Origin of the sequence: Leptospira yanagawae serovar Saopaulo str. Sao Paulo = ATCC 700523 (assembly GCF_000332475.2) — a bacterium.
GTDB classification, from domain to species: Bacteria; Spirochaetota; Leptospiria; order Leptospirales; family Leptospiraceae; genus Leptospira_A; species Leptospira_A yanagawae.
Genome location: NZ_AOGX02000015.1, coordinates 1 through 19,650, shown reverse-complemented (window position 1 = coordinate 19,650; position 19,650 = coordinate 1). Strand labels below are relative to the sequence as shown.

The 19,650-nt window shown below is 37.3% G+C and carries 23 protein-coding genes; 8 read left to right on the top strand and 15 right to left on the bottom strand.

Annotation, left to right across the window (positions count from 1 at the left end; genetic code table 11):
• The first annotated feature begins 416 nt into the window (after positions 1-416).
• Entirely contained in the window at positions 417-1,010 is a 594-nt protein-coding gene (locus LEP1GSC202_RS03695) for a DUF5939 domain-containing protein (protein WP_015676577.1), read from the top strand.
• A gap of 240 nt (positions 1,011-1,250) precedes the next feature.
• Positions 1,251-1,718 (top strand): adenylate/guanylate cyclase domain-containing protein, encoded by a 468-nt coding sequence (locus LEP1GSC202_RS03690; RefSeq protein WP_208597382.1) that lies wholly within the window; start codon positions 1,251-1,253, stop codon positions 1,716-1,718.
• Positions 1,719-1,893: 175 nt separating this feature from the next.
• Here LEP1GSC202_RS03690 and LEP1GSC202_RS03685 read toward each other — a convergent pair whose 3' ends face one another.
• The 3 genes from LEP1GSC202_RS03685 to LEP1GSC202_RS20420 form a co-directional block, all read right to left on the bottom strand.
• Positions 1,894-2,241, bottom strand: coding sequence for a YciI family protein (locus LEP1GSC202_RS03685; RefSeq protein ID WP_015677433.1), 348 nt, complete (start codon positions 2,239-2,241; stop codon positions 1,894-1,896).
• A 20-nt stretch (positions 2,242-2,261) separates the two neighbouring features.
• Entirely contained in the window at positions 2,262-2,693 is a 432-nt protein-coding gene (locus LEP1GSC202_RS03680; protein WP_015677096.1) for a hypothetical protein, read from the bottom strand.
• 105 nt (positions 2,694-2,798) lie between these two features.
• A complete protein-coding gene (locus LEP1GSC202_RS20420; RefSeq protein ID WP_051125282.1) occupies positions 2,799-3,287 on the bottom strand; it encodes a TetR family transcriptional regulator in 489 nt (162 codons plus the stop codon).
• Between the two features lie 16 nt (positions 3,288-3,303).
• Here LEP1GSC202_RS20420 and LEP1GSC202_RS03670 point away from each other — a divergent pair, with 16 nt between their 5' ends.
• The gene (locus LEP1GSC202_RS03670; RefSeq protein WP_015677418.1) at positions 3,304-4,278 is read left to right on the top strand and encodes a DUF418 domain-containing protein; all 975 of its coding nucleotides are present in this window, start codon (positions 3,304-3,306) and stop codon (positions 4,276-4,278) included.
• Between the two features lie 267 nt (positions 4,279-4,545).
• Here the strand turns inward: LEP1GSC202_RS03670 and LEP1GSC202_RS03665 are convergent, their stop codons facing one another.
• Positions 4,546-5,049 (bottom strand): hypothetical protein, encoded by a 504-nt coding sequence (locus LEP1GSC202_RS03665; protein WP_015676714.1) that lies wholly within the window; start codon positions 5,047-5,049, stop codon positions 4,546-4,548.
• A 393-nt stretch (positions 5,050-5,442) separates the two neighbouring features.
• Here LEP1GSC202_RS03665 and LEP1GSC202_RS03660 point away from each other — a divergent pair, with 393 nt between their 5' ends.
• Entirely contained in the window at positions 5,443-6,717 is a 1,275-nt protein-coding gene (locus tag LEP1GSC202_RS03660; RefSeq protein ID WP_015676515.1) for an adenylate/guanylate cyclase domain-containing protein, read from the top strand.
• Positions 6,718-7,510: 793 nt separating this feature from the next.
• On the opposite strand, the gene LEP1GSC202_RS03655 is transcribed toward LEP1GSC202_RS03660, so the two are convergent.
• The 6 genes from LEP1GSC202_RS03655 to LEP1GSC202_RS03630 all read right to left on the bottom strand — a co-directional run bounded on the left by LEP1GSC202_RS03655 (position 7,511) and on the right by LEP1GSC202_RS03630 (position 11,693).
• Positions 7,511-8,323 (bottom strand): hypothetical protein, encoded by an 813-nt coding sequence (locus LEP1GSC202_RS03655; RefSeq protein WP_015676539.1) that lies wholly within the window; start codon positions 8,321-8,323, stop codon positions 7,511-7,513.
• Between the two features lie 36 nt (positions 8,324-8,359).
• On the bottom strand, positions 8,360-8,950 hold the full coding sequence (locus LEP1GSC202_RS03650; RefSeq protein ID WP_015677254.1) for an LOG family protein: 591 nt from the start codon (positions 8,948-8,950) through the stop codon (positions 8,360-8,362).
• Positions 8,951-9,136: 186 nt separating this feature from the next.
• Positions 9,137-9,991: a DUF4846 domain-containing protein gene (locus tag LEP1GSC202_RS03640; RefSeq protein ID WP_015676749.1), complete on the bottom strand. Its 855-nt coding sequence runs from the start codon at positions 9,989-9,991 to the stop codon at positions 9,137-9,139.
• Positions 9,992-10,168: 177 nt separating this feature from the next.
• Positions 10,169-11,191 (bottom strand): zinc-dependent alcohol dehydrogenase, encoded by a 1,023-nt coding sequence (locus tag LEP1GSC202_RS03635; protein ID WP_015677351.1) that lies wholly within the window; start codon positions 11,189-11,191, stop codon positions 10,169-10,171.
• 51 nt (positions 11,192-11,242) lie between these two features.
• Positions 11,243-11,422 carry a hypothetical protein gene (locus LEP1GSC202_RS20165; protein ID WP_015676915.1) on the bottom strand — a complete coding sequence of 60 codons (180 nt, stop codon included), beginning with the start codon at positions 11,420-11,422 and terminating at the stop codon, positions 11,243-11,245.
• Positions 11,403-11,693, bottom strand: coding sequence for a hypothetical protein (locus tag LEP1GSC202_RS03630; RefSeq protein ID WP_015676492.1), 291 nt, complete (start codon positions 11,691-11,693; stop codon positions 11,403-11,405). Before LEP1GSC202_RS03630 ends, LEP1GSC202_RS20165 begins: the two co-directional genes overlap by 20 nt.
• A gap of 77 nt (positions 11,694-11,770) precedes the next feature.
• Here LEP1GSC202_RS03630 and LEP1GSC202_RS03625 point away from each other — a divergent pair, with 77 nt between their 5' ends.
• A complete protein-coding gene (locus LEP1GSC202_RS03625) occupies positions 11,771-13,411 on the top strand; it encodes an ankyrin repeat domain-containing protein (RefSeq protein ID WP_015676664.1) in 1,641 nt (546 codons plus the stop codon).
• On the opposite strand, the gene LEP1GSC202_RS03620 is transcribed toward LEP1GSC202_RS03625, so the two are convergent.
• Positions 13,408-13,833, bottom strand: coding sequence for an ABA4-like family protein (locus LEP1GSC202_RS03620; protein WP_015677110.1), 426 nt, complete (start codon positions 13,831-13,833; stop codon positions 13,408-13,410). The genes LEP1GSC202_RS03625 and LEP1GSC202_RS03620 overlap by 4 nt on opposite strands.
• On the bottom strand, positions 13,830-14,816 hold the full coding sequence (locus tag LEP1GSC202_RS03615) for a hypothetical protein (RefSeq protein ID WP_341830635.1): 987 nt from the start codon (positions 14,814-14,816) through the stop codon (positions 13,830-13,832). The genes LEP1GSC202_RS03620 and LEP1GSC202_RS03615 overlap by 4 nt, the downstream gene beginning before the upstream one ends.
• A gap of 3 nt (positions 14,817-14,819) precedes the next feature.
• Here LEP1GSC202_RS03615 and LEP1GSC202_RS03610 point away from each other — a divergent pair, with 3 nt between their 5' ends.
• On the top strand, positions 14,820-15,542 hold the full coding sequence (locus LEP1GSC202_RS03610; protein ID WP_015676962.1) for a TetR/AcrR family transcriptional regulator: 723 nt from the start codon (positions 14,820-14,822) through the stop codon (positions 15,540-15,542).
• On the opposite strand, the gene LEP1GSC202_RS03605 is transcribed toward LEP1GSC202_RS03610, so the two are convergent.
• From LEP1GSC202_RS03605 to LEP1GSC202_RS03595, 3 genes are read right to left on the bottom strand one after another with little or no spacing between them, the layout of a single operon-like run.
• A complete protein-coding gene (locus tag LEP1GSC202_RS03605) occupies positions 15,517-16,101 on the bottom strand; it encodes a DUF6272 family protein (RefSeq protein WP_015677526.1) in 585 nt (194 codons plus the stop codon). The genes LEP1GSC202_RS03610 and LEP1GSC202_RS03605 overlap by 26 nt on opposite strands.
• 31 nt (positions 16,102-16,132) lie before the next feature.
• A complete protein-coding gene (locus LEP1GSC202_RS03600; RefSeq protein ID WP_015677415.1) occupies positions 16,133-17,068 on the bottom strand; it encodes an adenylate/guanylate cyclase domain-containing protein in 936 nt (311 codons plus the stop codon).
• A gap of 8 nt (positions 17,069-17,076) precedes the next feature.
• Positions 17,077-18,588 carry a PP2C family protein-serine/threonine phosphatase gene (locus LEP1GSC202_RS03595; protein ID WP_015676795.1) on the bottom strand — a complete coding sequence of 504 codons (1,512 nt, stop codon included), beginning with the start codon at positions 18,586-18,588 and terminating at the stop codon, positions 17,077-17,079.
• A 67-nt stretch (positions 18,589-18,655) separates the two neighbouring features.
• On the opposite strand from LEP1GSC202_RS03595, the gene LEP1GSC202_RS03590 reads away from it, so the two are divergent.
• Both LEP1GSC202_RS03590 and LEP1GSC202_RS03585 read left to right on the top strand, forming a co-directional pair.
• Entirely contained in the window at positions 18,656-18,922 is a 267-nt protein-coding gene (locus LEP1GSC202_RS03590) for a transposase (protein WP_015676611.1), read from the top strand.
• Positions 18,923-18,945: 23 nt separating this feature from the next.
• The coding region (locus tag LEP1GSC202_RS03585) for an IS3 family transposase (RefSeq protein WP_083930001.1) at positions 18,946-19,650 on the top strand (705 nt) is incomplete at its 3' end.

Genomic DNA, 19,650 nt, shown 5'->3' with positions numbered 1-19,650 from the left:
CTTTTACCTTTGGGAAGTGAGTTTCGAGTATTATTATTTTGGAATTTTCGCAAAACGAATTCAAATTTCCTATTGGTATACAACTCACTTGTTTGTTTTCTTTGCTAGATAAAAATAAGAAACTGAATATAAAATTTTCTATTTTTGCTTCGGAAAATCGATGGTTTTACCCTACATAAAATCCGCTATGCTTCCTAAGTCAAAAACAACATTACCAAAGTTAGTATTGAGAAGTGATTGAAAGCAAATCGAAGTTTGTAACCAACTTTTTGTCCCAATGGTCTAAGAAAGGATAGTTGCAATTGTGTAAACTTGGACTTAGACTGATTGAATTCGGATATTCTATTTTTTAATTTAGGATTGGGTTTTGGTTGTTGTACGACTTTTAAACAATTTGGAGTTTAGGAAAACTAAAAATGAATGGATTGGAAGAAAAACTAAAAGTTGTAAATGAAAAAAGGGAATGGCCTAATGGGCTTGTTCTAAAGTTTAAACATTTGGTCGAATATGATGATGACGATTCACTCTATCGCATGAACCCATATACAATTGCTAGCAAATGGCAATATAGTACCTCAGACTGTATTGACTTTTTCCTTCATTGCTCTAGAGAAAGTATCCTGATTTTAAATTGGAGGTTGATCTGCTCCAGGTGTGGGGATTCGATCGAAGACTTTCGTAAACTCAAAGATTTCCATTCGCATTTTTATTGTACTTTTTGCCGATGCGAATATGAATCATATTTAGATGATTACATATTGGTCGACTTTACCATTCATCCAACTGTACGAAAGATTAAATTCCATAATCCGAATGAGTTAAGTTTAGAAGATTTTTATTATAAATATCATTTTTCAAGAGAAGGTCATTTTCCAGGGAGCCGACTGCTTCTTACAGATTGGCTTAAATCATTAGAACTTTCGTTAGTCGATGTAAAAGAAAATTCAAAACAAATCGTCAAATTTCAAACAAAACCAGGATATGTAATCGTCAACAATCTAATGTTATGATCAGAGTTTTACTATAGTACAAACGAAGAAGAAAAAGTTACTGCATCTGAGCTTACTATATCGTTTGACGGCAAACAAATTCGAGGGCCAGAGAATGCAGTTTTAAAATCTGGCGAAAACACAATTTACTTTGAAAATGCTTCTCAATCAAATCTTCCTCTGGCTTTTTTCCAAATGGGTCAAGATTTTTTGACGTCCGAATTTCAACTTGAGTTTGATCCATTTTTAACGGGGAAACAATTGATCACAAATAAGACATACAACCAACTCTTTCAAACGGAAGCTGTGATTGGACCAGATGCTCTTAAAATTCGAGACCTCACATTTTTTTTCTCAGACCTAAAGGGTTCAACAGCTCTTTACGAAAGGATTGGAGATATAAAAGCATTTTCTCTTGTTCAATCTCATTTTGAAAAAATTGCAAAAGTAATCAAGGAATACAATGGTTACTTTGTGAAAACTATCGGAGATGCCATTATGGCTGTTTTTTTGAATGCAAATGATGCCTTTGTTGCTTCTCGGCTCATCCTTGAGGTCATTGCGGAATTTAATCGACGCCATCATTCAAATGATATATTATTAAAAATAGGAATTCAGAAAGCGAATGTTTCACTTTCTTTGGGAGAGTCTATATTAGAAGAATCAGTTTTTGTTAAAGGTGTGGTTCAGCCCATAGACATACTAAGGTTTCATAAGAATACAACCTAATATTGATTGAATGGTTATGAATTTGGATAGCCTCTAGTATTTTTTGTTCATAAACCAAACCTTTGGATCATTTTGCAGTCCTTAAAGTTTAGAATTTTGAATTGCAGATATAAAACTAGATGAATCGTAACATTCACGTGATTCATCTAGTTTACATTTTGTTATTTTCAATATGTTATGGTTGGAAAGGAGTGATTTGTCTCACTTCCAAACTTCCCATCGGATAGTTTAGTATAGGGCATTTTTTTCCAATGGCAATTGCCTCCTCAATCGATTCTGCCTTACAAATTAAATACCCTGCCAAAATTTCTTTCATCTCTACATAAGGTCCATCGGTTACACTTCCTGGGCGAATGACAACACCTTCATATTCCAATGGTTGTGTAGAAACAAACTTTCCTGATTGAATCACTTCACCAATCCACTCTCTCCAATTGGGCATCTCTTTTGCCATTTCTTCTGGCGATAGTAGATAACCATTTTCAGCTGTTTGGTTACGAAATAATAATAAGAACTCTTTCATCGTATTTTTCCTTTCACTCGTTACGTTTTTTTAGAATGTTTTTTTTCAGATGACTGACCGTCTAAATACAAAGCGGAAATTCCACCTAAAATCATCGTCTCTAGGGTCCCATACAAAAACCAAAGAAAACCCAATTCGTGTGGGATCGGAAGTACAATCAAGTTTGTATAGCCATACCAAAATTTTGCGATTCCACCTATGGCAAGACCGATCCAAATTCCACTTAAAACTCCCTCGCCTTTGTAAGCTCGAGTGAAAAGAAAAACATAAGCAATGCTAAACACCAAATAGATTCCTAAAAAAATCGGAGCATAGGTTCCCAACTCATTTGGTGTTCGCCAAACTTGTGATAAACTAGTGTATGTCTCTTTTAGGAGCAGTTGGTTGACGATGGTTTCCAAAACCGCTATGATTAGGAAAGTGATGATTGTAAATATAAGATTCTTTTTCATAAGAATCCTCCTTGTTTGATTTCCTTTAGGACAAATGGGTTTTTTAAATCTGGACAAGTTTTGAGGAGATTTGGAAAAAAAATAGGTTTGGTCAAAAATTTTACATCATCTTGTCCGGAGACCCTCCATAATGACTCGAAAGGATTCGATCGCCAATGAATAGGTCAATTTTGGATTTTCGCTTTCAGAGATAAAAATCGCAGACTCCATAAGGAGAGCATTGATCTGTCGAGCTAAAGTTTCAGGGTCCACTTTCTTTAGTTTTCCTTCTCGAATCAAATTTTCGATGACGGCGGCCATTGGGCGGATGGAACTCTTTGCATCAATCTCTCGAACTCTTTCCCCTAAAACAAATCTACCTTCGGTATGATAGATTTTTTTTATTACAGGATCCATAGCCATTTTCAATGAAAGTTCGCAACAGGATAGGAGACCTTTCCACTCGTCCGAGTGAGAATTCCATTCTTCCAATATGACCTTTCCGAGTTCCTCATCTAATTGTAGGATCACTGCCTCCAAAAGACCCTCTTTGTTGCCAAAATGGTGGTATAGTGCTCCTCGTGTTAAGCCTACCTGATGACAGAGAACATCCATATGAGAGGTGTACGGTATGAATCGCGTAAAAATTTTGGATGTCCTTCGGGGATTTTCTCTATTTGGCCTCTTACTTGTGCACTTACCAATTTTTGGAATTTCTGATTTTCTTGTTTCTGACCAATTTAATCCAAATACGAGTCTCTTACACAATACTGCTTTTTTTCTTTACTACGTGTTTTGTGACGGTCGCTTTTTTCCTATATTTGCATTTTTATTTGGTTATGGATTTGCAATTCAATTGGTGGGAAAAGTTGGGACCAATCCCAATATATTTTTGAGAAGGTTATTCGGCTTAGCATTGATTGGGTTAATTCACAATGTTTTGTTTTTTAATGGAGACATTCTATTTTCGTATGCTTGTATAGGACTATTATTATTTTTCCTTCGCAAATCAAGTGACAAATCTTTGATATTTATGATGACAATTGCAATGATTTGCACCATGATAACCTACTATTTTTTGGGTGATTATAAGCCCACCGGACTGGAAATACAAAACCAAATAAATTCTCTCAAAAAAGTGAACGAATTGAATTTTTTGGATAGTGTAGTTTCGCGAATGAATTCTGCCTCTATGGTTTTTGGATTTATTTTACTTTTTAATTGGCCAAGTTCAATTGCAATGTTTTGTCTTGGATTTTTATTAGGGAGAAAAAATTTTTTCCAATCTGAGAATCCATTTTCTCAAATCCCATCTTGGTTGATTGTTGTATCATTCATCATCACTATCACTTCAGCATTGGCATTGAGTTTATATAATGTTTTTGGATTCTCAAAGGCGATTTTAATGGGATTGTTTGGAGTTACGGCTCCGTTACTTAGTTTTATTTATATATTTTTAATCCAACGATATTTTTCAGTATATCCGAATTTACTCATGTTTCGTTATTTATCTAAGGTTGGAAGAATGTCTTTAACAATCTACTTGCTTGAATCAATATTTATGGGTATTTTATTCCAGGCATGGGGGTTTTTCTTTATTCGATAAATTTGATTTATATACTATCATGTCATTTTCAATCCCAATGTTTTTTTTTCTTTATTGTGTTTGCGGAAGTTTGGTTTCATTTTTTTGAAATCGGACCATTCGAATGGTTTCCTACTTAGAAATTCCACATAGTGATGTTCCGAAGCATAAATAGTCGAGTTATCTCTTCTTTCCAAAGAACTATTTTGGTAATTGTGAGACCCTATTTGAATTTTCAAGACTCAAGTAAATTGATTATTTTGACAAAATCAAATTATTACTTCTTCATCACAGATTATTCAATTGTATGGGAAGCTCACATAATCCCAAAATGGATCCCTTAGTTAACTTTTGTTGGATCTCACTTTCCTTTTCTTCTGGTTTATCCTTCCAAAATCTAAAGAAGAGAGTTTCACCTGTTCCTTGTTTTGTGGAAAAAGCAGTCAAAAAACCGGTTTGTGATTGGAATGATTTTATAAGTTCTTCCCATTCCTTACTCGTTTTCGGACTCTCACTGAGTTTGATTTGAAAAACTTTTGCATAGTTTGCAGATTCTCGTGCAATGAGAAATTCATTCTCTTTTGGCATCCAAGCTAAAGGTAGAATCGGAACTTCTGTTTCCCCATATTTCTTGTTCACTCTTGCAAACCAACTTGGATTGAACCAATCCTTTGCGGATTGTTCATTCTTCCAGAAATAAATTCCTCCAAAGAAACTTTGATCGGTTTCCAAACTATAGGATTTGAGCATTTGGCCTCGTATGGCCTTGTACTCGGGAATGGAATCCTTCATTTTGGATTTCTATGTTAAAAAGATAAGTGAGGCAAAAGGCATACTTTGGTTGTCCAATCGCAAGGTTTATGGCTAGCTCCGAAAAGACTCCGCAAAGTACGGAGATTGCAAAGACGATTTTAGATTCATGGTACCATCTCTTTGCAGATTTCTTTTTGTCATTTGAACCAAAGCATTAGCAAAGTTCTGCGATCATACAAGAAGCAAAGGAGTAGGATCGAGTTAGATTTTCATAAATCCTGTCGATTCCGAAGAAATTCTAACATAACTTGGAAACTACGAGATTCATTTCCTTTGGATTCAGTTGGGAAATAAAAATTTCCAATTCCTATACAAGTTACGAACGTATTAATTTTTTATTTCCAACTCATACTCAGTTCAGAAATTAAGACCATGGAATCGAGTAGAGTTCTTTTATTTGAAATCTTAAAATCAGAACGCAAACGTGCCAAAGCACTATTTTGGCTTTTCCTCTCTGGAGCCGTAGCCTTACTTTTCCAAGTGCTCTTTATCCGAGATGATCTTTTGAGTAAAAATGTTCAGCCATTCCCTATATGGGTTCCTCCAGCGTATTTTCTTTTTAATACCTTATATGCATATATACTCTTAAAAATTTTAGACTCCAACTTACGTGATGGTAGATTTCCGCCAGTCATGATTCGTTATTTAGGTGCACTTGTAGAAAGTAGCATTCCCTCCGGACTTTTGTTATATTTGGGAATCAATCTGGAAGTACCAATCTTAGCACTCAACTCTCCTCCTGAGCTTGCTTATTTTTTCTTCATCATTTTAGCTACGTTGCGTTTGGATATTGGTTTGGCTATTTTTATAGGATTTGTCTCTTGGGCAGAATATTTAGGAATTGTTTATTATTTTTTACAAAATACAAAACAAGGAGCAGTGGATCCATTATTGTATTCGTTCCCGATTTACTTTGGTAAGGCGAATATTTTTTTAGTGGGAGGTTTTTTATCGGCTTTTGTTTCGAGACAAATTCGAACTAGTTTTATCAATAGTTTGGCGGCAGAATCAGAAAAAAACCAAATTCGAGTTTTGTTTGGGCAACATGTGTCACCAGAGGTAGTGAATACATTATTACACCAAAGAGATGATTGGAATGGAGAAGAAAAACACGTTTGTATTTTATTCTTTGATATACGTGATTTTACAAAATTTGCAGAGACTCAAAAACCGACAGACTTAATCCAATTTTTAAATCGACTTTTCCAAGATGTGATCATATGCATCAACCAAAACGGGGGAATTGTAAATAAATTTCTTGGAGATGGTTTTATGGCAGTATTTGGTGCCCCTATTTCCAATGGGACCGACATACAATCCTGTGCCAAAGCGGCAAAAGAAATTCGTAAGTGCATTCAAAGTTTGGTGGAACGCAAAGAAATTCCCGCGATTAAAATCGGAATGGGAATCCACAGTGGGGAAGTTGTCACCGGAACTGTAGGTTCTCGGGATCGGAAGGAATACACAGTCATTGGAGATGTTGTCAACTTGGCTAGCCGATTAGAACAATTAACCAAAGAATACGGCCGTGATGTGATTCTTTCCGACTCTGTCGCTTCTGCTTTAGAACCTACTACTGTGGAACTGCTTGGAGAAACCCATGTAAAAGGCAAAGAAAAACCAGTAAAAGTGTATGCTTTATTATAACAGAATGTAGGTTACTTTGTTCAATATGAGAAAAGCAAAACAACTAACAAAACAATTGACTAGTTGTTTTGCTGGATCGGACTACGCTCTTTTATTTTTTCCATTCCTCTGCGTGGAAAAAATCCTCTACGAGTTCATCTAAAAGTTGGTAGGAAGTAAGTAGCTTTCTCCGTATTACTCAATAGTGGTCGATTTTCCACAGTTTGAAAGATTCCAGACGATTTCATTTTTTCTTCAATTCGATTCCTTGCGTTTTTCACTACTTCCGGTTAAGGATTATTTGAAGAATAAGAATAATTTAATTTTTCATATGTTTTATCGGGAGCGGGGTGAGTTAATTTTGAAACTCCTGGATTTCCTGAAGACCAAGTTACACAACCAAACAGACAGGCTAACGTAAGAATCGTAATGATGGAGTAGAAGCTTTTTTTTTTGGACCATTGCATTCCCCTTATCGAATGTGAATCGAATGAAAGTTTTTCGAAAAAATTTACGAAATAAATATCAATCCTTCGATTTGTTTCAATCAAAAATTAATTTTTCCCAAAGAATTGGGTTTTTAAATGCAGATGATAAAAACCAAAATGGAAAAAAATTGACTAAATGTTGATTTCAAAAGTCCAAAACCATGAACTAGGATGGCTATATCCATGGCCAAAAACGATCGGAAAGAAAATATCATTTTTAGGAATCATTTCTTTGGAAGGGATTTAAGTATAAGTTTTGGTTATATTTCTGGTGTTATAGATCCACTAACAGATTCGAGTTGCACCACACTAAGGTGATCAAAGGGCTAATCCGTTAAATCCACTTCTTCGAAAGCCTCTGTTTGGTGGCGAAACATCCAAAGTTTATCACTTGAGTAAAAATTGATGAACCCATCTCGCATTTCGAATTGGTATATACCGCGGAGGAGTAAATTTTGTTCGAATTGGCCTTCGGAAGGAAGGTCAACCACTAAGATACGGCGCGAAGTGATGATTGCTACTTTATCATAGAGGTTGGCAAAACCACGAAGGATTTCTTGTTCAAGGCTGATGGTATCCCAATGATTCGTATAACCATTGTAAAGGTAGAGTTTGCGATCACTTGCGACTAGAGCGGCCCTGTGTCCCATTGCCACTTCGTATCGTTCTTCACCAAAGATATGGCCTTTTTCCCATTCTGTGCTTGTATTACTCACACCTAACACATTTTTTTGAGAAACGATGATACAAATTTCTCCATTACATTTGGAGTAACGAACATGTTCCCCTCTTGTGGAGTAGGATACTTCTGTTCCATCTGATAAAAAGGCTTTGAAGGCAAAATGGGCTTCTACGAAGTTAATCGTTGTTTGGAGGTATGGGTAAGCAGTTTTATCAGTTGGAATATTGGAAAAGACCGTGACACCGTGTTTGACGGGCACAGCCGGTACATGAAGGTTTGGATGAGGCCTCTGTGGTGGTCGGTTTAGGTTTTGGCCAACGGTGTCGTAATAGTAAGTATCACTTTCCAATAGGTCGGGGTTTGCAACAAGTACTGGGAAGAAACTAATAGAGAGGGTAAGCCCTAAGGCAAAAGAAAGTGATTTAGGAAATTGAAATGTAAAAAGCCAACGGAGCATAATCCTGATTGTTCCTTCCTTGCCAGTGAATCTTGATTAGATGGCATCATTCGACAACCATTTCTCGGTCTTAGACGGAGAATAGTTTTGTAATTGTATGAATAGGTCTTCTGTTTTCTCTAAAACAAGCACAAGATCCAAATTTTCTTTTTTTAAGAATCCTTGTTCTACCATGGTTTGGAACATTTTGACAAGAGGGTCATAGAACCCATTCCAATTCAAAATCACAATTGGTTTGTTGTGTAATCCCAATTGGGACCAGGTCACCACTTCAAAAAACTCTTCCATGGTTCCAAACCCACCAGGCAAAACCAAAAATGCATCGGAAAGATCAAACATGATACGTTTTCTTTCGTGCATGGATTCTACTTGGATGAGTTCGGTGAGTCCAATGTGTTCGATTTCTTTTCGTTTGAGAAAGTTGGGAATCACACCGATTACTTTCCCATGTTTCGACAAACACCCGTTTGCGACAGCCCCCATCAGTCCCACACTGGCCCCTCCATATACAATCCCTATGGAATGTGTCGCGAGAGTTTCGCCTAAACGGTAGGCTTCTTTTTCAATTGAGGGATCCTTCCCAGAAGAAGATCCACAATAAATTGCTATTTTTTTAAATGGTGCCATCAGTTGTTCTTACTTTGAAATCAATTGTATTGAGAATGAAGTTATAAAGATCAATGTGATCGATTCCATGTCGGTTTGTTCTTAGAAAAGATTTCCTCTTGGATTCGATAGCGTGAAAGACCTTTGACCTATACTGTCTGGCAAACAAACTGTTTGTCAAAAAAATATGTACAATGTACCAATACATCATTTTAAAAATCCATAAAATTCTTTGGCTGGGAATTCCCATTCTGGGGTTTGGAAATTGTTTCCTTTAGGGAGAGTAAACCAAGGGGAAAACTCACCTTCCGATTTTAGAATGTGCATTTCCTGTGACGGCATATAACTTTGGGCCAAAAGGAATACCATCTGTCCATCCTTTCCAATCGCTTTGTCCACAACCATCACCACATGACCGGGAGATCCTGCTTCAATCCAAACATCACCAGGCTCCAATTGTGTGAGTGATTTTTTGATAAGTTCTGATTTGAGAGAAATGGTTCCCGCATAACTATAAATAAATTGTAAGTATTCCTCAAAAACATCCCGGTTTGTTCCTTTTTTGGATTGGTTTAGTTTCCAACTTGTTTTATTCCCTTTTACTACCACTCGATCGCCTTTGGCAAATCGATGGAAAGGAACTTCCATTCCATTGCTGATTTTAAAAAGGATCTGATCATATTTTTTTTGTGCATAAAAATATTCAGCGCGGAGTTTCATGACGGCATCTGCACATTGGATCAGGTCTCTCTTCAGTAAGGGAAAATGAAGAACTGCGACATGGACTTGGTTTTGTTTCTGGTTTCCATTGTACAAAAGGACTGGGCTACCCTCTGGTTTTAAAGGAAAGTTTTGTAAGTAACTGGCAAAACTATCTTTTGGATAATCCACTCTCAAATATCCGTTAGGTGGTATGAACCTTTTTTGGATCGTATCTGCAAATAGTGGGATAAAGGGAAGGGTTACAAAAGACAAGCAACTCATTACCAAAAGGAAAAAGAAATTCCATTTCTTTTGAGACGTAAGTTTTGTTTTGCGATTTCTATCGAAAAGTTTTTTCAAAATAGGTTTCAATCCTCATCTCATTGGATCAAATCTTGATTGAAAAAAAACAAATTTTCAATCCAAACATAAATCAAAAACTTTTTTTGACACCACTCCTATTTCCAATTCCGATATAAGATGGTTCCAGAGTCCTAATCAAAAGTTGATCGATCGTTTGGATTCCATATCCTTAAATTAACGAGTTACCACTAGTTTGATAGACTCTTCCAACCATGCCTCTTTTGCTTCTGCAAAGGAAACGGTTTTCGTCACAATGGACTCTGGAGTGAAGGCACCCGATTGGATTTCGGGGTAAAGTGCATTCATCGAATCAATGGATTCCACGCGGCCTATTTGGATTTCTGCTCCTTGGTTGTACATTTCCAAATAGGGAATTTCCAATCGATTGGTCCAAAAAATGGAGGCAGAACTGAGAATTGCATTTTTTCCCAGTGACCGTGTAGCAAAGTCCCAACCTTCTTTTGTGGCAGAGGCGTCACATACCAAATCATACCGTTCGTTTGGTTTGGGAAAAGTGGTAAGATGAGTGACTGGGATACCGAGGGAAGATGCTAAATCAATCCTTTCTCTATTTGTATCAACATACATAACTTCCGCTTTTTTTGTTTGGTGGAGGTAAAGTGCCGTGTACAGTCCAATGCTCCCTGCATTGCCACCAACCACTAATGTTTTTGGATCTTTTTTTCTAGATAGGAACCGACCAGCGAGTTTCCAAGCTTCTGCAATATTATCACTAAAACTGGCAATGCCTACCGGATTGATATTTGGATCCAATTCAAATAACATTTGTTTTGCGTATGGTACGAGTAACAATTCAGAAATGGCACCACCAAAAGCATGGGATCCAGGAGGCATACCATATGCTGAAGTGTATGGGACAGTTTCACAAGAATTTGTATGGTGGGACAAACAAGATGGACAGGTTCCACAAGAAATTTGAAAAGGAATGGCAACCATGGTTCCGATTTTGAATTTTCCCTCCAAATCCTCTGATATACCTTTGATCCTACCGACAAACTCGTGTCCTACGGGGAAGGGGGCTCGGAAAAGAGTTTCTCCGCGTACGATGGGTAAATCCAAATCACAACGAGCGATTGCAATCGGTTCCACTAAAGCTTGGTTTCCACCTGTGATGGTGGGTGTATCAATTCCTTCCCATTCCAAAATTCCTTTTTTGCGAAACACAAGTCGTTGCATTTGACCCTCCGTATACCGATCGGTCTACATTTAGTTTCCCTTCTTTTTTAATCAACTAAAATTGTTGGAACCAGTTTGGCAAATGGGGTAGTTCTGATTCTTCCCAAGTCCAATCGCCAAGCACCCAAACGCTGAATAGGCGACAGTGAGTTTTGGTTGTAATCGTTTTTCCAAACTGAGAATAGGATCTAAACAAATTCCAAGTGTTTCATCAATTTGTACTTTCTTCAATGGGGAATCCCACTTCACCGAGAGCTGGTGTGTAAATCAGGGCTTGGAAAATCAGTGAGCGACCCTCTTTCGTTACATCTTCGATGATGGCATCTGTGAGTCCATTGTCCGCACGTTTGCCAAATAAAGTTAGGTCAGAATTCGACACTGGTTCTTTTGTCGTAGTGGTAGAGATGATATAGGAATTGGGGTCGAATGACCTGATGGTAGAGATGGCACTTTGGCCTGCTTCCCCCGAACCTCCGATCAGTAAATATTGATTTTGTCCCATGAATCCCTACCTGAAGGTTTTAATTTTCGATTGATCATGGTAAAGTCTCTTAGATTCTATATCGGAACAAGCGAAATATGAAAACGATTTTATCCTGCTCCAACTGTCTCAGTGGTCATTCCATCTCCTCATCCAAACTGGAGGGCAAAAAAGGAAAGTACCGATGTAAAAAATGTTCCATTTGGAATCATTTCGATTTTCGAAAGATCAAAACGGGAGAAAGATCCGACTCACTCGTGTTATTTGATCTAAATTTTCTTGGCCAAATACCCAATCACAACTTACAAGGTCAAATTTTTGGACGTTATACATCTAATTTTATTTCGGAATGGTCCAATGAAGAACTCGTTTTTTTGAAAGATGAAGAAGGAAACGATCACGATGTTCGCATTTCAATTTCAGGACTTCCTGAAATTGTTAGGCTAAAAAATTTTGATTACGATGTAACTGCTGATCAACCTTCCAAAAATTTGAGTATCATCATCAATCATAATGTGAATAAAGCACCGGTTCGTTTATCTTTGACTGTTACTGACTATGATCATGTGTTGGTGAATGGAAAATTGTATCTTGCGATTTCGGACGAGTGGAATACATTTTTACATGGTAGTTTTACTGCGACACATATCTATAAAATTCAATTTGATGAATATGGAGTGGCAAACAAAGAATTACCTGATTTCATCACCAGTTTTTTAGCGGCAAAAATTTATGTTTTGTCTGGAAATATTTTGTCCTTACAAAAACATTTTCCAACTCTCAGCGAAAAAGAAAAAGCAGAACTTTTATCGCTTGTTATGTACCACTGGCCCGAAAACCAAACCACTGTTTCGGAAGTCCATTTTAAAGAAGGGAATATCCAAGCGATCTTCCAACTCACGCAACGAAAACTCAATGAAAGTTTTATATTTCTAATTTCAAATCAATTAACACCAAACTCTGATCATTGGCATATCATCCATGATGTTGTATGCCATTCTGAAAAAGAACCCATTTTCATTCCTCTTCTTAAAACAAAATTTCCAGAGGAATACCAAAAACATTTAGGGAGTCAATTAGAAACTAAAAACGATGACAAAACCTTAGATTGGTTAGAAGATGATGATGTGTATCTTTTGGATTCCTTTGTTCGTTCTGTAGGATCATTGGATTATATCATCAAAGATTCGATCCGTAACCCATTAGGTTTCACTCTTTTACAAGAAGCATTTGTTCGCTCCAAGTACAAATCTTGTATGCGATTATTGGAAAGAGGTGCTGATCCCAATATCGTAGATGCAAATGGCGAAACTGCTATTTTTAAATTATGCCAAGACAATATCCTACGTTTACAAGAAAAAACCAATTTGATGGATGAACTGATCCGACGTGGAGCTAAGGTAAACTTACAATCCATTAATGGAATGTCACCTCTGCATTGGTGTTCTGTATTTGGGGAACCGAGTTTGGCAAAACGACTCATCCAAGCAGGTGTCGACATCCACATAGGTGACCAAAATGGAAGTACTGCTTTACACGAAGCCTGTAAATTTGGAAATTCCTCAGTTTTGGCTTTGTTATTGGAGTCGGGTGCAAAGGCAAATGCGAAAACATTGGATGATAAAACAGGCCGAGACTTGGCTTTCGAAAATTTAGAAATTGCAGATTTAGAAGCAGATGAAGAGAAAAAGAACCGGTACCAAAGGGTCCTTTCTCTCTTAGATGTGTACGGTGGTTAAAAACCAATACGTTTAGTTTTAAAACTTCGGACGATAAAATACAAAACAAGTCCAACAGGCCCATAATAAAACGTAAGTCCATGGATTGGAACCAATACCAATCTATGGATTCCGTTTGTTTTTCCATCTTCTGCTTCCCAAGTTCCCAAAAACAAATCAAAGGAAAGGTAGTGCACCCAACCAGCTAACAAAAATTCATCATTCTGAAACAAAGATCGAACAGATTGTAAACTGGAAAAATTTCCTTCTGCATTTCCAAATCCAATCGATAAGGAAAGGATGTACAGTCCACCTAGGAATAATCCGGAGACCAAAATCCTTAAATAGGGAATCACCTTATTTTGATTTGGTGAAAGAAGCAAAACTAGCCAAGCAACAAGTGTGAGTGAATTGGCAATTGTAAAAACGAGAGATGGATTCATATAGTTACCTTTGTATTCGAAAATTTAGGAAAAAAGAAAAGGCGTAAAGCTAAAGACAAAAGGAGTAGGAGATGAAGTCCGTAAACTCCCGTAAATAATGGTTGGAACGAAAATATGGATTGTCCCAAAAGAGTTTGGATCACCATCACGATGATGAGTGAAAAAAGTAACACACCCATAAAACGTAATAATAAAACTTGTTCCTTTGTTTCTTTTTTATGGAAGAGAGATGCTGCGATCACAAAAAATACCTGCATCACATGCATTCCAAAAAAATGAGGAACTCTCATATCCCCAATCACAGTACTCCATCCAAAAAATGTAATGCCTGGTCCTGGGTCTCCAGTTCCAAAGGAGTGAGATCCACTTGTTTGGAATATCCCTTGTTTCATTAGTTCCAATTGTTCGGGACGAGGTTGTGTCATAAAAAATCCGATGATCATTCCAAACCCTGCGATCGATAGTCCCCAAAGTAAACTTTCTCGTGCAGATTGTGAGATTCCTTTTTCTTTTAAAATTGGGAAAATCATTCCTAAGTGGAATAACCAAAAAATGGAGATACTCGTTCCCATGACGGAAAACACAATTTGGTTCCAAGTAGTAGAGACATTAAAATGGCTAGCTTCACCCTTTGCCGCTTGGTATGTGATAAGAACAATTTCAATCACAGAGGTGATGGTGAGTGCGATTTGTGTTTTCCGATTGAACCGCCAATCTGCTAAAAACCGTTCCAAAATCCACACAGTGGATAGGGAATACACACCCAAAGAAATGGTGAACTTAATCGGTTTGATCCAGAGATTCACTCCTAAAAGGGTTCTTGTATCTAGAAAAACTAAGGGAATCATGGATATCGTGAGTACTGCCATCGCGATTCCATTCCAAAAAAGTGGTTGTTTTTTGAAGTCGGCGTATTTCATAATGTTGACAGCGTAAACAAATAAGTATACTCTGTCAACATAAAAAGTATACATTGTAAACATTTTATGAAACCATCCAAAAAACAATCAGTCCCCAAAATCCTAAGCCCCAGTAAAAAACCATCGGACCAATCATCAAAATCCACATCCGGCAAACCCAAAGACCTAGTGGAACCCTCTAGTTACCACCACGGGAATCTGCGAGAGGATGTTTTAGAACACTCACGTCATGTACTGGAGAAAACTGGGGTTTCTTCTTTGAGTCTTAGGGACATTGCAAAGGACCTCGGTGTGAGCCACACAGCTCCCTACCGGCATTTCCCAAAAAAAATGGACCTCCTCCAAGCACTCGTGGCAGAAGGCTTTCGAGAATTGGCAGGTGCCATGAAACGTGCTTGGGAACATTCTGAAGACCCATTGGAAAAAATCCGAAAAGCGGGTGAAGAATACATTTACTTATTACTCAAAAATCCAAGAAGAACCGAACTTATGTTTGGTGGAGAAATTTATGTTTCAGGTGATCCTATCTCGGATGAATTAAGGGAATACGGAAACGATGCTTATATGGGAATGTTTCGGATTGTAGAATATGGACAAAACCAATTGGTTTTAAAAAAATCGGTGCCTACGGCAACACTTATGATGAGTTTTTGGAGTGGGGTGCATGGTTTTGCCGTACTGAATGAACGCAAATGGAAATCCATACAATCCTCTGAAGGAGAAAAAGAATCCTTTCAAAAAGAAGTATTACAAATCTTAGAGATTATGATCGAAGGGACACGTCTGTAAAATAGATGATGCGACTAGTGATAATGGTGTGTTCACCTTCTGTTTCTAACGTTACTTCCATCTCCACAGGGTAATCCTTTAACACCATAATCAAACCAATTCCTGATCGATTCGAGTTTGGGTCATTGGATTCAATTTTATCAAAGTAAAGTTTTTCCAAATCTTTGGCAGAAAATATTTCTTTTAGACTCGCTTCATAAGCTGAAACATTGGATTCATTTGTTTTGTTTCTCACTAACATTTCAAACGATTGGCCGCGGTGGATGAGTGATATTTCGATATCGGCTTTTTTGTCATAAGAATATTTTGCGGCATTTTCTAAAAGTTCGTTGAATACTGTGGAGATCGAATTTACGATCTCTGAATTTTTCATGTCCATTGAATCGCTTGGAACATCGGGTAAAAAAGAAAACCCATAAAAATAACCAATAAAATCTGATAATATTCCAATACGGCGCCAGTACCGCATCAAATCCAAAGGTTTCAAATGGATTTCGATGATGGATTCTGGCTTTTGTTCTGAGAAAGCTGTGTGTGTTAGATTGCCGTATTTTCGCATATTCGTAGTTCAACTAAAGAATGTAGCGAAACTACTTCAATGCCGCAAGCGCTTTTTCTAATGCATTTTGCATTAATCGGCGTTCTTCGGGGTTTGTGCTAAGTTTGTCGAAGTGGAGGGGTTTTAAAAGGAAACCATCTCCATCAAATTTCAGAAATGGATTTTCCTTTTTCTCTTGGTCATTCTTTACTCCAATCACTTGGAATGTTTCGATGGGAGTGTGTACCCCTTTGACAAGGATTTCCCCTTTGGGAACTGTATTTACATATTCGTCTACCAAGGATTTGGTTGCGTTGGATATGAGAATTTCTCCAGCGTTTGCGACAGTTTCCAACCTTGAAGCCACATTCACAGGGCCACCGATGATCGTGTAATCCATTCGTTCATTGGTTCCAAAGTTTCCAACTGTCACATAACCAGTGTTGATTCCTATTCGACAAGTTAGGTTGTGATTGATACCTGACTTTCTCCAATATTCAGCTAACGCAGGTAAACTGTCTCGCATTTCAATTGCCATCTTTACACAGTTTAAGGCATGAGCTTTGTCGTTTTCAAAACTTGGTGCCCCAAAAAAAATCATAATGGCATCACCAATGAATTTGTCGATGGTTCCACCGTATTTGATCGCAATACTTGACATGACATCCAAATACTGGTTGAGACAATCGGAAAGGATTTCAGGTTCTATGGAATCTGTGATCGTCGTAAAACCAACAATGTCTGAAAAAAAGATTGTGAGTTTACGCCTTTGGTGGGAGATAGAAGTTTCTACTTCCGCACCAGTGATCATTTCATACAACTGTGGGGAGAGATAGCGTCGCATTCGATCCAAATACATTTGGATCTTTTTGTTATTTTCTAAGAGTTCGTTCTCAATTTCGGTAGAGTGGTCAATGATGTTTTGGTAAAGGACTTCCAATTCAGCGTATTTGGCTCTTTCCTCTTCCAATACCTTTTCATTGTCCATAAAAAACCCTAACCACGTTTCCTCATGATCATAATGGTAATGTCATCATACACATCCATACCATCGATAAAGACATAGATGTCTTGGAAAATGGCAGATAATATTTCATCAGTGGTGGGAAGGTCAGCATGACGTTCCAAAGATTCGATCAGCCTATGAGAGCCAAACTGTTCTCGTTTGGGATTTTCTGCTTCTGTGGCACCATCTGTATAAAGTAAGATGATGTCTTTGGGTTGCAATGGAATAGGTTTTTCGTGGATGAATTCATCAATTGATTCGGTAAGACCAACTAACATACCATTGTCGACTGTATCAATGATTTCTGTTTTTCTAGAGGCATGGCGGTACACCATGATGGTTTCGTGTTGGCCAGCAGTGGTAAACACTCCATTTTTATAAGAAAAGAGAGAAAGTGTTAAATTCCGGATGTCATTCATCCTTACATGGATGTTGGAAAATAAAATGGAGTTGATCGAACGAAGGGATTCACGTAAGGAAATCACCTTCGAACGTAATGTTGTGATGAAGGCAGATTGTGTCATGAGCATCACAACACCTGACGCTAGTCCATGGTCTGTGACGTCTCCGATTCCAATGTAAACTGTTCCATCTTCGTGGTGAATTACGTCATAGTAATCTCCTCCAACTTTATTTGCAGCATCCATTCGGGCAGATATTTCTAATACTTTGATTTTGTTTAATTCAGCTTTTTTCGGTAGAACCATCGCTTGTATTTGCCTAGCGACTTCTAATTCCATTCCAAGATGCATGTTCTCTTCTAAAATTGCTTGTTTTTCTGTGTTAAAGATTAAATCTGCTTGTTCTTTTGTCGTTCGAGAAGTGTTTCGAATTGCATATAAAATCAAACCACCTGTCATGATCATATAAGAAAGTATTAAGAAAATTCCCATAGGAACTGCACTTACAATAAAAAAGTAACTATTTTCCTCTAAGAAATTTGGTTTTAGATAATCTGATAACCCAATTAGTCTTTTGTTTAAGTCGTTCATCTCTGGATAAAAAAATATTGCTAAGGAAGCATATTCGACTACTAATACAGCAATCGCAAAAACAATAGTCTCTGAGCTATTACGTATAGAGGCTAAGGCAATCAGGATAAAAAACACATAGATCATCGGAGCCGCATACACTAAGCTGGGATTTTTTTGTGCATGGGCTGTATAACCGACAACAAAAGTTAAAAGTGATATTTCTAAAAAGGAAGAAAGAAACTTAAATATCTTGAGATGTTTTCCGGATTTACGTAATGAATAAAGTACGAAAATATTGTATGCAACTAGAATGAAAAGCGCAGATATCTGGTAATAGAACTCTATTATTGGGCGCCCAGCAAGCAATCCTAAGGTAGCAAATATTAAGATCATACCAAGAAAAAAGAACCGAAACTTGGTCGCAAATATTTCAGCTCGAAACTCTCCTTGAAAGATAATATCTTTTAGTTGTTTTTCATAGTAATCGGAGAGGACAAAACGATTTTCATTCATAGAAGCTTGTGACATATGACCTGCCCCCCAAAAATTGGACCACTTGATAAGTTAGTTTTCCTCCGATAAATAGGAGTAAAGCATGGCGAAGAAAAGAGTAGAAGAACCTAAGATATTCCAAATTCTAAAAGAAGCAGAATCTGGAGTTACGATCAAAGAATTATCAAGAAAATATGGTTTTACAGAGCAAACTTTGTATAGATGGCGTAATCAATATGGAGGTCTTGAATTAAGTGACATCCAAAAAATGAAAGAACTTGAACGAGAGAATTCAGAATTGAAGAAAATTGTGGCAAACATGGCTCTAGAAATACAGGCAATTAAAAACGTACTCGGAAAAAAGTTTTAGACAGACCGAGTAAATTAAGAGCGATCGATCTGTTAAACGAGGAAGGTATTTCAAAAAGGCGAAGCCTGAAGCTCTTAGATTTTCCGAAGTCTACATACTACTTCAATCCGAAAAATGAAGATGAGATAGTTGTAAATGAAATCCGAAGACTTGCCTTCAAACGCAAGCGAGCAGGATATCGAATGATTTATAAATTCATGCGTAAAGCTGGATGGAGAATCAATCATAAAAAAGTATACAGATTATACTCGCGAGAAGGCTTAAAAATAAGGACAAAACCAAGGAAGAAACGGAAATTAGCTGATAGTACACCTATTCCAATTCCAACTCAACCGAATGAGGTCTGGGCAATAGATTTTCTTCATGAGCGAACAATAGATGGTCGGAAGGCAAGAATTCTATCTGGTGTAGATCTTTGCACAAGAGAAAATGTTGTTTTATCAGCAGACTATTCCATTTCTTCTGAAAGATTAATTCGATTCTTAGAATCATTGCCTGCGCTTCCAAAATCGTTTGTAACTGACAATGGTCCTGAATTCACTTCTAGAGTTTTTATCAATTGGTTATCAAAGAATAATATCGGTATATCCTATATTGACCTTGGTAAACCAACTCAGAATGCATTCGTTGAAAGCTTCAATGGTAAGTTAAGATCTGAATGTTTGCAATTGAGCTTCTGTAGAGATTTGAATGAACTAAAGAATGAACTTTCTAAATTCCAAAAGGAT

What these genes read in the sequence shown, in the direction of transcription:
- LEP1GSC202_RS03695 (WP_015676577.1), top strand. Translation starts at nt 417, where the DNA reads ATGAATGGATTGGAAGAAAAACTAAAAGTTGTAAATGAAAAAAGGGAA.
- LEP1GSC202_RS03685 (WP_015677433.1), bottom strand. Translation starts at nt 2,241, where the DNA reads ATGAAAGAGTTCTTATTATTATTTCGTAACCAAACAGCTGAAAATGGT.
- LEP1GSC202_RS03680 (WP_015677096.1), bottom strand. Translation starts at nt 2,693, where the DNA reads ATGAAAAAGAATCTTATATTTACAATCATCACTTTCCTAATCATAGCG.
- LEP1GSC202_RS20420 (WP_051125282.1), bottom strand. Translation starts at nt 3,287, where the DNA reads ATGGATGTTCTCTGTCATCAGGTAGGCTTAACACGAGGAGCACTATAC.
- LEP1GSC202_RS03670 (WP_015677418.1), top strand. Translation starts at nt 3,304, where the DNA reads ATGAATCGCGTAAAAATTTTGGATGTCCTTCGGGGATTTTCTCTATTT.
- LEP1GSC202_RS03665 (WP_015676714.1), bottom strand. Translation starts at nt 5,049, where the DNA reads ATGAAGGATTCCATTCCCGAGTACAAGGCCATACGAGGCCAAATGCTC.
- LEP1GSC202_RS03660 (WP_015676515.1), top strand. Translation starts at nt 5,443, where the DNA reads ATGGAATCGAGTAGAGTTCTTTTATTTGAAATCTTAAAATCAGAACGC.
- LEP1GSC202_RS03655 (WP_015676539.1), bottom strand. Translation starts at nt 8,323, where the DNA reads ATGCTCCGTTGGCTTTTTACATTTCAATTTCCTAAATCACTTTCTTTT.
- LEP1GSC202_RS03650 (WP_015677254.1), bottom strand. Translation starts at nt 8,950, where the DNA reads ATGGCACCATTTAAAAAAATAGCAATTTATTGTGGATCTTCTTCTGGG.
- LEP1GSC202_RS03635 (WP_015677351.1), bottom strand. Translation starts at nt 11,191, where the DNA reads ATGCAACGACTTGTGTTTCGCAAAAAAGGAATTTTGGAATGGGAAGGA.
- LEP1GSC202_RS03630 (WP_015676492.1), bottom strand. Translation starts at nt 11,693, where the DNA reads ATGGGACAAAATCAATATTTACTGATCGGAGGTTCGGGGGAAGCAGGC.
- LEP1GSC202_RS03625 (WP_015676664.1), top strand. Translation starts at nt 11,771, where the DNA reads ATGAAAACGATTTTATCCTGCTCCAACTGTCTCAGTGGTCATTCCATC.
- LEP1GSC202_RS03620 (WP_015677110.1), bottom strand. Translation starts at nt 13,833, where the DNA reads ATGAATCCATCTCTCGTTTTTACAATTGCCAATTCACTCACACTTGTT.
- LEP1GSC202_RS03615 (WP_341830635.1), bottom strand. Translation starts at nt 14,816, where the DNA reads ATGTTTACAATGTATACTTTTTATGTTGACAGAGTATACTTATTTGTT.
- LEP1GSC202_RS03610 (WP_015676962.1), top strand. Translation starts at nt 14,820, where the DNA reads ATGAAACCATCCAAAAAACAATCAGTCCCCAAAATCCTAAGCCCCAGT.
- LEP1GSC202_RS03605 (WP_015677526.1), bottom strand. Translation starts at nt 16,101, where the DNA reads ATGCGAAAATACGGCAATCTAACACACACAGCTTTCTCAGAACAAAAG.
- LEP1GSC202_RS03600 (WP_015677415.1), bottom strand. Translation starts at nt 17,068, where the DNA reads ATGGACAATGAAAAGGTATTGGAAGAGGAAAGAGCCAAATACGCTGAA.
- LEP1GSC202_RS03595 (WP_015676795.1), bottom strand. Translation starts at nt 18,588, where the DNA reads ATGTCACAAGCTTCTATGAATGAAAATCGTTTTGTCCTCTCCGATTAC.
- LEP1GSC202_RS03590 (WP_015676611.1), top strand. Translation starts at nt 18,656, where the DNA reads ATGGCGAAGAAAAGAGTAGAAGAACCTAAGATATTCCAAATTCTAAAA.